The organism is Methylotuvimicrobium sp. (genome assembly GCF_050611805.1).
In the GTDB taxonomy this organism is placed as follows: Bacteria; Pseudomonadota; Gammaproteobacteria; order Methylococcales; family Methylomonadaceae; genus Methylotuvimicrobium.
The window spans coordinates 26,461-40,975 of sequence record NZ_JBNGHF010000012.1; the positions used below are offsets into that span (position 1 = coordinate 26,461).

9 protein-coding genes are annotated in these 14,515 nt (G+C 49.0%); 3 read left to right on the top strand and 6 right to left on the bottom strand.

Annotation, left to right across the window (positions count from 1 at the left end; all coding sequences use genetic code 11):
- Positions 1-1,175 precede the first annotated feature (1,175 nt).
- Positions 1,176-2,483, bottom strand: a complete 1,308-nt coding sequence (locus ACRJJO_RS07955) for a citrate synthase (protein WP_431065311.1) — start codon at positions 2,481-2,483, stop codon at positions 1,176-1,178.
- A gap of 203 nt (positions 2,484-2,686) precedes the next feature.
- Positions 2,687-5,257, bottom strand: a complete 2,571-nt coding sequence (gene acnB / locus ACRJJO_RS07960) for a bifunctional aconitate hydratase 2/2-methylisocitrate dehydratase (protein WP_431065312.1) — start codon at positions 5,255-5,257, stop codon at positions 2,687-2,689.
- A gap of 2,053 nt (positions 5,258-7,310) precedes the next feature.
- Here acnB and ACRJJO_RS07965 point away from each other — a divergent pair.
- Positions 7,311-7,886, top strand: coding sequence for a Uma2 family endonuclease (locus ACRJJO_RS07965; RefSeq protein WP_431065313.1), 576 nt, complete (start codon positions 7,311-7,313; stop codon positions 7,884-7,886).
- Positions 7,887-7,894: 8 nt separating this feature from the next.
- Here the strand turns inward: ACRJJO_RS07965 and gloB are convergent, their stop codons facing one another.
- Together gloB and ACRJJO_RS07975 are read right to left on the bottom strand one after the other, a co-directional pair.
- Positions 7,895-8,659, bottom strand: a complete 765-nt coding sequence (gloB, locus tag ACRJJO_RS07970) for a hydroxyacylglutathione hydrolase (RefSeq protein WP_431065314.1) — start codon at positions 8,657-8,659, stop codon at positions 7,895-7,897.
- Between the two features lie 108 nt (positions 8,660-8,767).
- On the bottom strand, positions 8,768-9,751 hold the full coding sequence (locus ACRJJO_RS07975; RefSeq protein WP_431065315.1) for a hydrolase: 984 nt from the start codon (positions 9,749-9,751) through the stop codon (positions 8,768-8,770).
- 167 nt (positions 9,752-9,918) lie between these two features.
- Between ACRJJO_RS07975 and ACRJJO_RS07980 the strand changes: the two genes are divergently transcribed.
- Positions 9,919-10,323, top strand: coding sequence for a hypothetical protein (locus tag ACRJJO_RS07980; RefSeq protein ID WP_431065316.1), 405 nt, complete (start codon positions 9,919-9,921; stop codon positions 10,321-10,323).
- A gap of 719 nt (positions 10,324-11,042) precedes the next feature.
- The gene (locus ACRJJO_RS07985; RefSeq protein ID WP_431065317.1) at positions 11,043-12,779 is read left to right on the top strand and encodes a DEAD/DEAH box helicase; all 1,737 of its coding nucleotides are present in this window, start codon (positions 11,043-11,045) and stop codon (positions 12,777-12,779) included.
- Between the two features lie 220 nt (positions 12,780-12,999).
- Here the strand turns inward: ACRJJO_RS07985 and dnaQ are convergent, their stop codons facing one another.
- Both dnaQ and ACRJJO_RS07995 read right to left on the bottom strand, forming a co-directional pair.
- Complete coding sequence (dnaQ, locus tag ACRJJO_RS07990; protein ID WP_431065318.1) at positions 13,000-13,719, bottom strand: DNA polymerase III subunit epsilon; 720 nt, start codon at positions 13,717-13,719, stop codon at positions 13,000-13,002.
- Positions 13,719-14,402 carry an alpha/beta hydrolase gene (locus ACRJJO_RS07995; protein ID WP_431065319.1) on the bottom strand — a complete coding sequence of 228 codons (684 nt, stop codon included), beginning with the start codon at positions 14,400-14,402 and terminating at the stop codon, positions 13,719-13,721. The genes dnaQ and ACRJJO_RS07995 overlap by 1 nt, the downstream gene beginning before the upstream one ends.
- Positions 14,403-14,515: the final 113 nt, after the last annotated feature.

Sequence of the window (14,515 nt, forward strand, 5' to 3'; positions counted from 1 at the left end):
TTAAGGCAATTCCCATGCCTGCTTTTTTACATCACTCGAGAACACTAGAGCGCCGCAATTACCGTGCATGCGCCGATAATCTTTATATACATTTCGCACTTCAAATTTCGGCAGTGTCTTAGGAGGCGCCGGGGTGCTCGACAAAGGCTTTGCCAGCATGGAGCTGGCATAGAGCCTACATGGACGTATTCACGGCGTCCTTTGACGGGCACCCCGGTGCCGAATTTTGATCTCCGATAGGTATATCTTTCGCATTTCAAGTATCAGCATTAGCATATTGAGGTAACGGGGGGGGTCGGAAAAGGCTATGCCAGTCCCTCAACTACTCCCTTTATACTCAAAAATTAGCTAACTTTGTGAAGGCATGGGGTGTGGCTAGCGAGGATGTCGGCAGCAGGGCAGATTTTTGCTCCATGCAAAATCTGCATTCACGCCATCCTTGGCGTTCGAGCGCTGCCGTCAAGCCCCCATGGACGGGTTCACGGCGGTCCTCGATAGACATATCCCATGCCTTTTTATTCTTAGACGGTTTTTTTAATCAAAAGGGAGTAGCTTTAGGTGTTGGGTCTTTGACGGGCACCACCCCGGTACCGAATTGTGATCTATGTTGGGCATTTATCAAGAAATCCTTAGACCAGACGAATAAACAGACTTAATTTTCTCCCAAGCCATCAAAACATGGGCTAAGTCACTCATGGCTCGACAATGCCGCTAAAACTCTTCCTGATTACGTATAAGCTTCAGCCTATTTGAAGTCCAGACAAGGTTTTGTGTCGCTATCGCGACGTATATGTGGCGTCGGTTCGCGGACCGACAGCCGCGATACTGCTACGAAACCCATCCCTGGGTTTCGCCCTGCGGGCCAGCTAAAGCTGTTCAAAATCGCTCCAGGCGATTTTGTCTTTGCTTGTCCAAAGAAAAGTATCCAAAAGAAAAGACACCCGGAGGCCGCTGCATCCTGCGCGCTGACGATTTTGCCGAGGGTTTTCGGAAGGGCTATCCCTAGCCCTCCGAAAACGAGCGGCATCCCTGCCGCCCCCCTGGCGGGCTATTCTCGGCAAAATCGTCAGTGCTCGGCGCGGCCTAACGGGGCCCGGGCGGGAGCTCTAAGCCAAAGTAAATTGGCTGAAGGTTCTAAGTAATCAGGAAACTCTTTGCCAACGACAAGAAAAAATCTAACGTCTATGTAAAGGCATCACCTCCCTCTGCGAAGGACCGACATATAATTGCCTCGGCCGCCCAATAACATTGCCGGCATCTCCAGTCATTTCCAGCCAATGCGCGACCCATCCGGCAGTGCGTGCTATCGTAAACATTACAGTAAACATATCAACTGGAATACCTAGGGCTTTGTAGATAATACCGGAATAAAAATCGACATTGGGATAGAGTTTTTTCTCGATGAAATAATCGTCTTGCAAGGCATATTCTTCCAATGCCATCGCCAAATCGAAAAGCGGGTCGGGCTGGCAAGATTGTCTCAACACCTCATGACAGGTTTGACGAATAATCGTCGCGCGTGGATCGAAATTTTTATAAACACGGTGACCGAAGCCCATCAAGCGAAACGGATCATCCTTATCCTTTGCTTTGGCGATGTATTCCGGTATCCGCTCCACCGTACCGATTTCCTTAAGCATGCTCAACACCGCTTCATTCGCGCCACCATGCGCGGGGCCCCACAACGCGGCAATACCGGCCGCTATGCAGGCATAAGGATTAGCTCCTGTACTTCCGGCCAGTCGAACCGTCGACGTGCTCGCATTTTGCTCGTGATCGGCATGTAAAATAAACAATAGATTCAATGCCTTGACCGCAGTTTCATCAATAGAACGCGCTTGTTCTATAAAACGTTTTTCGGGGCGCGAGAACATCATATTCAAAAAATTCTCACAATAATCTAAATCGACACGAGGATAAACGAACGGAGCGCCAATTGAATGCCTGTAACAAGCAGCAGCAATGGCAGGAATCTTTGCAATCATTCGGGTCGCGCAAATATAGCGATTATCCGGATCGGAAATATCCAAATCGCTATGATAGAACGCCGATAACGAACCGACGACACCGACCATCATCGCCATAGGATGGGCATCGTAATGAAATCCGTCGAAAAAAACGCGCAGAGATTCGTGTAATACGGTTCTGTCGTCAATTTCGAATTTAAAATGATTGAGTTCTTGCTCGTTCGGCAATTCGCCATGAATCAATAGATAAGCCACTTCCAAAAAGCTGCAGTTTTCAGCCAATTCCTCGATAGGATACCCGCGATACAACAAAATGCCTTGCTCTCCATCGATGTAAGTGATTGCACTTTTACAACTTGCAGTCGACACAAAACCTGGGTCGAACGTAAAATAACCCAGATCGTTTTTCAATGCTCTAACATCGACGGTAGGGTTTCCGAGGGTACCTTTCAGCAATGGATATTCGACTTCGTTTCCGGTCGAATTGTCAGTAATTGTTAAGGTATCTTTTGACATGATGATCGCCTGTTAATTTTCCTTGTCGGGTTTAACAAAGAATCTGTGAGGATAAAAGCTCGACATAAATGTCGAGCCAAGGAGAACCAGTGCACTGACATCGCAGAGCGATTCGGGACGCCAGTGCGTCCCTACCCGAATTCCCACGCGGGGCGTGAAAACCATTTAGAGGAAGTAATTTTAGACCAAATCCTAATCAAAAATTAATCGCTCAATTCAACCGTTTCAGCTTTTTCCCGGTAGCTGTCAAGCCGATCGAAATTCAAATAGCGGTAAGTGTCGCTCGCAGTTTCATCGATCGTTTGCGCGTATTGCATGTATTCTTCGATAGTCGGAATTCGTCCGAGTATCGAACAGACGGCCGCCAGTTCCGCTGAAGCCAAAAACACATTCGCGCCGTTACCTAAACGATTAGGAAAATTTCGTGTCGATGTCGATACGACGGTTGCGTTATCGGCGACTCGCGCCTGATTACCCATGCATAGCGAACAGCCTGGCATTTCCATACGCGCACCGGAACGGCCGAAAATGCCGTAATAGCCTTCCTCGGTCAGTTGCGACTGATCCATTTTGGTTGGCGGCGACATCCAGAGCTTGGTTGGTAATTGCTCCTTATGCTTATCGAGTAATTTACCAGCCGCACGGAAATGGCCGATATTGGTCATGCAGGAACCAACAAACACCTCGTCGATCTTTGTCCCGGCGACTTCCGATAACGGCTTAACATCGTCAGGATCGTTCGGACATGCGAGCAGCGGTTCCTTGATTTCGGTCATATCGATTTCGATCGTTTCGAAATATTCGGCATCGGCATCGGGTTCGAGCAACACGGGATTTGCCAGCCACTCTTCCATCGTCTTGATGCGGCGACTAATTGTACGCGCATCGCCGTAGCCTTCCGACAACATCCATTTAAGCAGCGTGATATTCGAATTCAGATATTCGCGGATCGGCGCTTCGCTCAGACGAATCGTACAGCCACCGGCCGAACGCTCGGCCGACGCATCCGACAATTCGAAGGCTTGCTCGACCTTCAAATCAGGCAAACCTTCGATTTCGAGAATCCGGCCCGAAAAGACGTTTTTCTTGCCTTTCTTTTCAACCGTTAACAAACCTTTTTGTATCGCCGCATACGGAATCGCATTGACAAGATCTCGTAACGTAATACCTGGCTGCATTTCGCCGGTAAAACGCACCAGCACCGACTCCGGCATATCGAGCGGCATCACGCCGGTCGCTGCAGCGAAAGCGACCAGCCCGGAGCCGGCCGGGAATGAAATACCGATTGGGAAACGCGTATGCGAATCGCCGCCGGTTCCGACCGTATCGGGCAGCAGCATGCGGTTCAACCACGAATGAATGATGCCGTCGCCGGGCCGCAATGACACGCCGCCGCGATTCATGATGAAATCGGGCAAGGTATGCTGCATTTCGACATCGACCGGTTTCGGATAGGCCGCGGTATGACAAAACGATTGCAGAACCAGATCGGCCGAAAATCCGAGACAAGCTAAATCTTTCAATTCGTCTCGCGTCATAGGCCCGGTGGTATCCTGCGAACCTACCGTCGTCATGTGTGGCTCGCAGTAATTATCCGGTCTAATACCCTTAACGCCGCAAGCTTTGCCGACGATTTTTTGCGCGAGCGTAAAGCCTTTGCCCGAATCGGCAGGATCGACCGGGCGTTTGAATACAGTCGATGGCGGCAAATTCAAAGCCTTACGCGCACGATCGGTCAAGCCGCGACCAATAATCAAAGGAATCCGCCCGCCCGCCCGAACTTCGTCGAGTATCACTTCGGTTTTCAATGAAAACTCGGCGATGACTTCGTCATTATTATACCGTTTAACCACTCCTTGATAAGGATAGATGTCGATCACATCGCCCATGTTCATGTTGCTGACATCGCACTCGAAGGGTAGCGCTCCCGAATCTTCCATCGTGTTGAAGAAGATCGGAGCGATTTTGCCGCCTATACAGACGCCGCCTTCACGCTTGTTCGGTACGTAAGGAATGTCTCGGCCGGTAAACCATAACACCGAGTTCGTCGCCGATTTGCGCGACGATCCGGTACCCACGACATCGCCGACATAGGCGACCGGAAAGCCTTTTTGCTTCAGCTCCTCGATTTGCCGTTCGGCATTGGTGATGCCTTCGCGCGGCATTTTCAGCATTGCCTTGGCATGCAGAGGAATGTCCGGACGCGACCAAGCATCGGGCGCCGGCGACAAATCGTCGGTATTGGTTTCTCCGACGACCTTGAACACGGTCACGGTCAGTTTTTCGGGGACTTCGGGTTTGCTCGTGAACCATTCGGCTTCTGCCCAAGAATTCAAGACCTGTTTCGCGAAGGCATTACCGACATCGGCTTTTTCCTTAACATCGTGGAAGGCATCGAAAACCAATAGGGTATGCGAAAGCCCTTTTGCGGCAATCGGCGCCAGCTCGGCGTTATCAAGCAATTCGATCAACGGCGCGACATTGTAGCCGCCGAGCATCGTGCCTAACAACTCGACCGCTTGTTCCCGCGTCAATATGGGCGACACGACTTCTGCCTTTGCGATAGCCGTTAAAAATCCGGCCTTGACATAGGCGGCTTCATCGACGCCGGCCGGAATACGGTTTGCCAACAAATCCAGCAAAAATGCTTCCTCGCCGGCCGGCGGATTTTTGATCAATTCGACGAGGCTCGCAACTTGCTCGGCATTCAACGGTTTGGGAACGACGCCTTCGGCAGATCGTTCCTCGACATGTTTACGGTATTCTTGCAACATAGTGAAACCTTAAAATCAGTTAATATTGGGTAAACGGCAGGGCGATTGGTAAAAGTAATCGATTGAATAAGAATTGGGTTAGAGCGGGAGAGTCATGCAACCCAACACCGACCATAATCTTGACTCAAAATCCCTCGGCATCATCCTTCAACGATCCCTGCTTCAGGATTGTTCCGGCTCGAAATATACCTACTCCCTTTTGATCGAAAAACCGTCTAAGAATAAAAGGTATGGGATGTGTCTATCGAGGACCGCCGTGAACCCCTCCATGGAGCTTGACGGTAGCGCTCGAACGCCAAGGATGGCGTGAATGCAGATTTTGCATGGAGCAAAAATCTGCCCTGCTGCCGACATCCTCGCTAGCCACACCCCATGCCTTCACAAAGTTAGCTAATTTTTGAGTATAAAGGGAGTAGTTGAGGGACTGGCATAGCCTTTTCCGACCCCCCCCGTTACCTCAATATGCTAATGCTGATACTTGAAATGCGAAAGATATACCTATCGGAGATCAAAATTCGGCACCGGGGTGCCCGTCAAAGGACGCCGTGAACCCAGCACCTAAATCCAGCACCTAAATTCCATAGGTCTTTGGCAATGATTCAAAATCATGGCTTATTTAGGTGCTGGGTGAATACATCCATGTAGGCTTGACGGCGGAATCTGATTGCCATGGATGGCATGAATGCAGATTTTGCAGGAGCAAAAATCTGCCCTGCCGCCGACACCTGTCAATCGAGCCACCGAACACCCTTCCAAAGTTGTCGACGTTATTTCATGCTTGTTCCTAAGTAAGTAAGAAAGAAGTATGTTTGGCGCTGGGTTATGCTTAAGCGCAATTTGTTTTGATTTTATGCTGTTACCCAAGCTCCAGCTTGGGTAACCTGTTCAGGAAGCTCTAGCTTCCCGACAATCAAGAAAGATTGAACGAGCGAGTCGGGGTTGATTGAGAATGTGCGGAGGTTGTGTCGGTCTCAGGAAGCTGGAGCTTCCGGTGTGTCTTTCCCAAGCTGGAGCTTGGGAAAGAGCGTGATGTGGGTGGCCGTTTTTAGCTTGACGCGCATGGCTTACGAACCCCGTCTTTCTAGGGGTTATGTCGATCTTTGGGCTTTAGCTGAAGAAACTTGCTAATCAGGATTTTTCTTGAACGATTGCTCGATAAACCTAAAAAGAGCAGTTGACATGTGTTGTAGACCGTTCGTGCTGAGCCAAGTCGAAGCATGAAGGGTCTACAACACTTTCACCGGACTGGTGAAGCCTCAAACTACCGCTCACCCTTCGACAGGGCTCTCCTGAGCGCAGCCGAAGGGCTCAGGGCGAACGGTAGTTTGAGGCTCTCAGCTACTCTTTTTAGGATAATCGTTTCACGATCATAACCCGAACATCGATAGAGTAACTATTCAGTCCCCGGCAATTATCGTTCCCACGCTCTACCACTGCCATTAAGTTAAGCCATCACAGAGATAAGTAATGCTTGCATTCAGGCTCTAATGTGCCTCAAAAGCTTGCCATCCATGGCACAGGATCCCGCCACAAATCCGTACGGAACGGATTTGCATTTACCCGAAGGGTTCCGGGCAGGATAGCCCGGAGTGAATCCATGGCGGAATGACGGGCTTACCTTAACTTAATGGCAGTTACGCTCTCCCGCTCATCGTTATACATAAGTCAAAAATTACCCTTTTGCAATCTTAGCCAATGAGAGCTCGATACCTTTATTGTCATTTAACACACTCGGCTATCCTTCACCTAGCGCTAGGCGATCCGCGTAGGGTACGCTGTGCTCACCATGGTAACCCGGCAATGTTCATGTGCCAATCGAACCGTCAGGGCACGGCTTTGGCACGCGCAGCGTACCCTACAATTTATACCTTTAACACTTCAAATTTCGGCAGTGCCAGAGGAGGCGCCTGGGTGTCCGGTCGATTTTCGCTCCTGCAAAATCGACATTCACGCCATCCATGGCGCTCATAAAGGCTTTGCCAGCATGGAGCTGGCATAGAGCCTACATGGACGTATTCACGGCGTCCTTTGACGGACACCCCGACGCCGAAACATGACTAGCAATAGTTATAGTTATGCCGATTATGTCAATTGGCAAACGGAGCAACGCTACGAGTTAATCGACGGCGAGGCGTTTATGATGGCTCCTGCGCCGGACCTTGCCCATCAGGATATTGCCGGAGAGCTATATTTTCAACTTCGCTTGGCGTTAAAAGGTAAACATTGCCGCCCCTTCATCGCACCGGTCGATGTGCGTTTGCCGAAACATGACGAAGCCGACGAGCGTATCGACACTGTCGTGCAACCGGACGTGTTCGTCGTGTGCGATACTGCCAAATTGGATCGCCGCGGCGTACTCGGGGCGCCGGACTGGATCATCGAAGTCTTGTCGCCGTCCACTGCCGGCCACGACCAAATCCGAAAATTAAGCCTATACGAACGCTCTGGCGTCAAAGAATATTGGCTAGTTCACCCGATCGACCGGATATTGACCGTTTACCGTTTATGCGACGGTAAATATGGAAAACCGGAAATATTCGAATTGCAAGGCGCTACATCATCGAGGAGTTTGCCGGAAGTCGTCATAGAATGGGACGAACTGGCGGCACGCTTACCGACCGAATATTGACTCAGGCGTCAAAACACATCTTTTCTCGATCTCAATTCCGTAAATACCGCCAGGGGCGGTCGTATTTCCATTGCCATAGCTGTCTTCAAAGCTTCGACATCCGCTCTAAAAAAAGGATTGGTCGCCACTTCGTCTTCGATCGAAAAAGGAACGGTTGGTTGATCCAACTCTCTCATACGACGAACGTCGGCCATTCTTTGTTGCAACGCGGCATTATCGGGTTCGACCGTCAATGCAAAACGGCCGTTATTCAACGTATATTCATGCGCACAATAAACGCGTGTCGTAGAAGGCAATGCTCTTAGCTTTTGCAAGGAACGCCACATTTGTTCGGCTGTGCCTTCGAACAAACGCCCGCAGCCCATCGCAAACAAGGTATCGCCGCAAAACAAAATGCCGTCCTCGGCCGAATAATAAACGATATGACCTAAAGTATGTCCCGGCGTTTCGATTATTTGGAAAACGGTGTTTCCTAAACGAAAATAGCCGCCGTCGGATAATTCGATATCGATTTCTGGAATGCGGTGTTTATCCGCTTTCGCACCGACAATCCGGCACCCGGTCTGCTTCTTGAGCTCGCGGTTCCCACCTACATGATCGCCATGATGATGTGTATTTAAGATAAAATCGAGCCGCCAACCCTGTTCGGCTATGGCATCCAGCACTGGTCCTGCAACAGCGGGATCGACCGCTGCCGTTAATCCGGACGCAACGTCTTTTGCCAGGTAGATATAATTGTCTTTCAAGACCGGGATTTGAATAACCTTCAACATGGACCCACCTCTAAGTTAATCAGAATTTCGCGATAAATATGAGCTTTGAGCGATGTCGAGGGCTCTATTACCCCACACCAAAATAGGAAAATTATTGGCAACCAAATTCTAAGAGAAACCTTGTTCGGCTATAAAACGCGGGATGCGCCGCTCAAGCCAATACTTAGGTTTTAGAGGGTTACGACCTTCCACAAAGCCCACATGCCCTCCTCCGGGCGTGACTTCCAAGATCACGTTCGGAGATAATTCTTCAGGAGTAGGCAATACAGCCGGCGTCATGAAAGGATCGTCGAATGCTTGAATCAATAAGGTCGGCACCCGGATAGCTTTAAGATATTGCCTCGAACTCGAGCGCCGGTAATAATCATGAACGTCCTCGAATCCATGCAGCCTGGCCACAACCCGGTCGTCATATTGCCAAAACGATTTTACCGAGGATAAATCGCCCAAGCGTTGAATTTTGTCGGCCTCTTCATGACGCCCAATGCCCACTAAATAGTTGAGCTTAGTGTCGAGATATTCCTTCAACTCCAATAATAAGCGGTCGCGATAAATTTTAGAAAATCCGCTATCTAATTTTGTCGCGCAAATATTCAATACCAAAGGCACCGATACGGCAACCGCTGCCGAGAGCGTCACGTTACTACCCTGTTCGCCCAACCATTTTAGCAAAACATTACCGCCCAACGAGAATCCGACTGCAGCCAAAGGCGTCTCCGGCTCACGTTGGCGAAGGATTCGATAGAGGAAATCGATGTCCTCGGTATCGCCTGAATGATAACAACGAGCCAATTGATTCGGCTCGCCGCTACAACCGCGAAAATTAAGCGCGGCACTTCGCCAACCTTGTTGCCGAAAAACGGTCTGCAATCCCTTTATATAACCGGATTGAGAACTTCCGGTCAGTCCGTGTAATAGTATGACTAAAGGCCTACGGCCTTCTCCGCAAAAATCGATATCGATGAAATCGTTGTCCGGCGTCCTAAGCCTCTCACGTCTAATTTTTAAATTTATTGCGGGCTTTCTGCACAAAGCCGGATATACGGTTTGCAAATGGGCGGTCTTTAGCCACCACGGAGATTGGTAGATCATGAAAACAGGAGTATAAAACAATCAAATACCGAATTCGGTTGCGATAATCATATCATCGATTTTCGCAAAATTATCCCGAAGCATGAAAACCTAATTTTGACTTAGCTCCAATCCATGACTATGTTTTCTCATCGTAAACGGAAAACTCAACAAAACAAGGTTATACCATGATTAAAAAAACACTAATTTATCTTGCGGCATTCGCATTAATGCCGATATCGAGCCATGCTCAATTGGGTAATATGACCGAAGCGCAAATGCAGCAGATGATGCAACAAGGCCTTAAGATGCAAGAATGTTTCGGTCAGATTGATTCTTCAGCGATGAAACGGCTTTCCGAACGCGGCCAATCGATCGATGCCGAAATAACGGCACTGTGCCGCGCCGGCAATCGCGACCAAGCGCAAAGCAAAGCAATGGCCTTTGCTCTTGAGATGGCAAACGACTCGGCAATTCAAGCGATGAAAAAATGCGGAGAAGGCATGGCCGATATGTTGCCTAAAATAGTCACCGAATCTGAAGATTATGGAAACTCGGAAACTTCAAGCCGTCACGTTTGCGACAATCGTTAAGGGCCGGGTATGGAATAAGTTAGCCAAGTAACTCATGCGGGACGGGGTTGCAAACCCTGCCCCGCATGAGTGGGGCATTCCTGTCGAGTAACCGAACCTTCTACCACACCAGCTTAGGAGTATGCACAAAATAACTGATACAAGTAGTAGGCTTTGTGGCGATTCGGTGACTCGCTTGACAGGACGCCGTGAACCCAGCACCTAAATCCAGCACCTAAATCCAGCACCTAAATTCCATAGGTCTTTGGCAATGATTCAAATTCATGGCTTATTTAGGTGCTGGATGAATTATCCAAGATGATTAACCATAGCCAATGGACTATGGAATTTAGGTGCTGGGTGAATACTTCCATGTAGGCTTGACGGCGGCTTTCCCTGCCGCCGACACCTGTCAATCGAGCTACCGAACCCCCTCCCAGAAGTTGTCGAAGTTATCTCATGCTCGCTCCTTAATATCACTTTGCATCGCGAAGCTAGAGCTTCGTGTGCATGTTTCCCAAGCTGAAGCTTAGGAAACAGCGGGCAGCGGATTCCTTATTCAATTGGCTGTGATTGACTATCTTGGATAATCTAACCGCCGATAGTTTCATTAATATAGTCAAAATCAAAAAAACGTCGTTCTTGTCAATCTATTTTTACCGGTTTGATTAATATGAGGTATAATTGCAGCCTTAACTCCCCTCCGCGCCACGCGTCTTAAATTTACCCACAGGCTTTGCATGTCCAACGATGTTTCCTCTTTTCCAACTTTTCGTGAATTAACTCTAATCGAACCGGTGCTTAAAGCATTGGATGATGTCGGTTACGAATCCCCCTCCCCGATTCAAGCTCAAACCATTCCGCACTTAATGCAAGGCAAGGATGTTCTAGGCCAGGCGCAAACAGGCACCGGTAAGACCGCAGCTTTTGCTCTTCCGATATTATCTCGCCTCGACCTAAAAAAAACCGAACCGCAAGTTTTGGTTCTAGCCCCTACCCGCGAATTAGCCATACAAGTTGCCGAGGCCTTTCAGCGCTATGCCGCGCATTTAAAAGGTTTTCATGTATTGCCGATCTACGGCGGGCAAGACTACACGACACAACTTCGCCAGCTCAAACGCGGCCCGCATGTTATTGTCGGCACACCGGGACGGGTCATGGATCATATGCGTAAAGGCACGCTAAGGCTGGGTGAATTAAGCTGCTTGGTGCTCGATGAAGCCGACGAAATGCTACGAATGGGCTTTATAGACGATGTCGAATGGATTTTGGAACAAACCCCTAAACAACGCCAAATCGCGCTGTTTTCGGCAACGATGCCGGCACCCATACGCAAAATCGCGCAAACCTACTTACATGACCCCGAGGAAATCACGGTCAAGGTCCGCACGTCGACCGCCGAAACGATACGTCAACGCTACTGGCTAGTCAGCGGAGTCCATAAACTCGACGCACTTACCCGCATTTTGGAATCGGAAACCTTCGACGGCATCATTATTTTTGTCCGCACTAAAACCGCGACGGTCGAACTGGCCGAAAAACTCGAAGCACGCGGCTATTCGGCAGCGGCAATCAATGGCGATATGTCGCAAGTACTGCGCGAAAGAACAATCGCGCATTTGAAAAACGGTAAATTAGATATTCTAATTGCAACCGACGTGGCGGCGCGGGGCCTCGATGTCGAACGGATCAGCCACGTCATCAATTACGATATTCCCTACGATACCGAGGCCTATATTCACCGCATCGGCAGAACCGGCCGTGCCGGTCGAACCGGCGATGCGATATTGTTTGTCGCACCGCGTGAAAGAAGGCTGCTCAGTAATATCGAGAAAGCAACTCGTCAAAAAGTCGAAGAAATGGGACTGCCTTCGACTGAAATTATTAACAATAAAAGGATTGCCCGATTCAAACAACGTATAACCGATACACTGGCCGCGGAAGAATTGAGTTTTTTTATTCAATTAATGGAACAATACCAAAACGAACATAATGTATCGGCGATCGAAATTGCTGCAGCCCTGGCAAAGCAAGTCCAGGGCGAAACGCCGTTGCTGATGAAAAACCCACCAAAAAAAGAAACCGAACGCCGCGAACGAAAAGACTCGATAGACCGAGAATCCGGGACGGAACGCAAGAGCAAGCGTAAGGCAAATCCCGACATAGAAATGGAAACCTACCGTATCGAAGTCGGCAAAGCACATGGCGTAAAGCCCGGCAACATCGTCGGCGCTATCGCTAATGAGACAGGACTTGATGGGGATCATATCGCACGAATCAAAATCGAGGAAAACTACAGCACCGTTGAGCTTCCTGCCGGCATGCCCAAGGATATTTTTCAAGAATTGAAAAAAGTAAGGGTTGCCGGTCAGCAATTGAATATTTCCAGAATGGGCGAAACCTTGAAAAAAACTTTCAAGGCTAAAAAACGTGACGGTTCGGATAGCAAACGAAAAAAAGCCAAGGTTGGTAATTAACTCATTTGTCGGATAATCACTATCCGCATTATCCTAAAAAATCATTTGGTGCGCTTGGAATCAGTTCGTACTGAACCCTTCGACTAGGCTCAGGGCGAATGGAATTTAGAATACCAACTGATTTTTTTAGGCTTACCCGATATCAGCCAGCAATTTGAGTAGTTTCGACGATCTTATGCCGTGGGATAGACTGTTCGAGGAACGCCGTAAAAAGGCCCGGTCAATTCTTCCAAAGACAAACTCCGCCCGCTTTTTCAATGGCCGCCAAGCGACACTGATGTTCGGCAACCTCTTCGGCATCGCATTGGATCACTTTTAGCCTGGGACGATTGGAAGGCAGGCGAACAATGACCGACTCGACACCCCCTTCCTCTTCCGACGGGATTTCTTCATCCAACAATGAAGCCTGTCCGCCGGTCATCAATAAGTAGACATCCGCCAGAATTTCCGCATCCAAAAGCGCGCCATGCAAATCGCGATGACTGTTATCGATGCCATAACGCTTGCATAAAGCATCCAAACTATTGCGCTGTCCGGGATGTTTTTTTCTGGCAAACGTCAAGGTATCGAATACCGAGCTGTAATTCTCGACAACTCCGGTCTCATTATTCAATAAACCGAATTCATGATTTAAAAACCCGACATCGAATGGGGCGTTGTGAATGACCAATTCGGCATCGCGAATAAAATTAATGAAGTCTTCGACTATCGAGGAAAAAACCGGTTTATCGGCCAAAAACTCATTAGTAATTCCATGAACCTCGACCGCACCGGCATCGATTTCCCGTTCCGGATTGATGTAGACATGAAAATGGCGACCGCTTAGGCGACGATTCAATAATTCAACACAACCTATCTCAATGACACGATGCCCTTCTTGCGGATTAAGCCCTGTCGTTTCGGTATCCAGCACGATTTGCCGTATGGTCGGCTTACTCATCACACATAGCCCTCTAGATGAAAACATTGCCGAATGAAGTCCGCGATATCCTGAACTTCTTCAAGGCAGACCGAATGCGCCATCGGGTATTCTTTCCAGTCCACTGAATAGCCCATTGACGTCAATGCCTCGAAAGCCGCTCTGCCCGCTTCACGGGCAACGACATTATCGGACAAGCCGTGCGCCATCATTATCGGAAGCGATCGATTCGCCTCGGAAAGCACCGGAACGATTTCAGGCCATGTCGGTAAATAGCAAGAAAGCGCTAGGATACCCGCCAATCGATGCGGACATTTCAAACCGGCATCGAGCGCAATTACGCCACCTTGCGAAAACCCGGCCAGCAAGATATTTTCGGAAGACACGCCTCCTTCAATTTCCCTGTCTATCAATTTCAAGATCGACGCCGACGACTCGGCAATACCGGCCTTGTCAACTTGCCGTTCCAATGACATATCCATAATGTCATACCAAGCCCGCATGGCCATTCCTCCATTGATCGTCACCGGGCGAACAGGCGCATTAGGAAAGCAATAACGAATACCTAAGTCATCGGACAACCTCAATTCCGGTACAATGCTCTCAAAATCATGCCCATCGGCCCCCAAGCCATGCATCCAGATAATCGTATACCGATGCGGCGCTCTAGGAGCAATTTCAACCCAATCAATCTCATCCGTCATTTTTTAGATTCCTCGCCCATTCACCTTGCACCATTCACCTTGCACCATTCACCATTCATCTTTCATCTTTCATCTTTCATCTTTCATCTTTCATCTTTCATCTTTCATCTTTC

Bases quoted from the DNA above. Each gene is read 5' to 3' on its own strand.
- gloB (WP_431065314.1), bottom strand. From the start codon at position 8,659: ATGTTGAAGGTTATTCAAATCCCGGTCTTGAAAGACAATTATATCTAC.
- ACRJJO_RS07980 (WP_431065316.1), top strand. From the start codon at position 9,919: ATGATTAAAAAAACACTAATTTATCTTGCGGCATTCGCATTAATGCCG.
- ACRJJO_RS07975 (WP_431065315.1), bottom strand. From the start codon at position 9,751: ATGATCTACCAATCTCCGTGGTGGCTAAAGACCGCCCATTTGCAAACC.
- ACRJJO_RS07955 (WP_431065311.1), bottom strand. From the start codon at position 2,483: ATGTCAAAAGATACCTTAACAATTACTGACAATTCGACCGGAAACGAA.
- ACRJJO_RS07995 (WP_431065319.1), bottom strand. From the start codon at position 14,402: ATGACGGATGAGATTGATTGGGTTGAAATTGCTCCTAGAGCGCCGCAT.
- ACRJJO_RS07965 (WP_431065313.1), top strand. From the start codon at position 7,311: ATGACTAGCAATAGTTATAGTTATGCCGATTATGTCAATTGGCAAACG.
- ACRJJO_RS07985 (WP_431065317.1), top strand. From the start codon at position 11,043: ATGTCCAACGATGTTTCCTCTTTTCCAACTTTTCGTGAATTAACTCTA.
- acnB (WP_431065312.1), bottom strand. From the start codon at position 5,257: ATGTTGCAAGAATACCGTAAACATGTCGAGGAACGATCTGCCGAAGGC.
- dnaQ (WP_431065318.1), bottom strand. From the start codon at position 13,719: ATGAGTAAGCCGACCATACGGCAAATCGTGCTGGATACCGAAACGACA.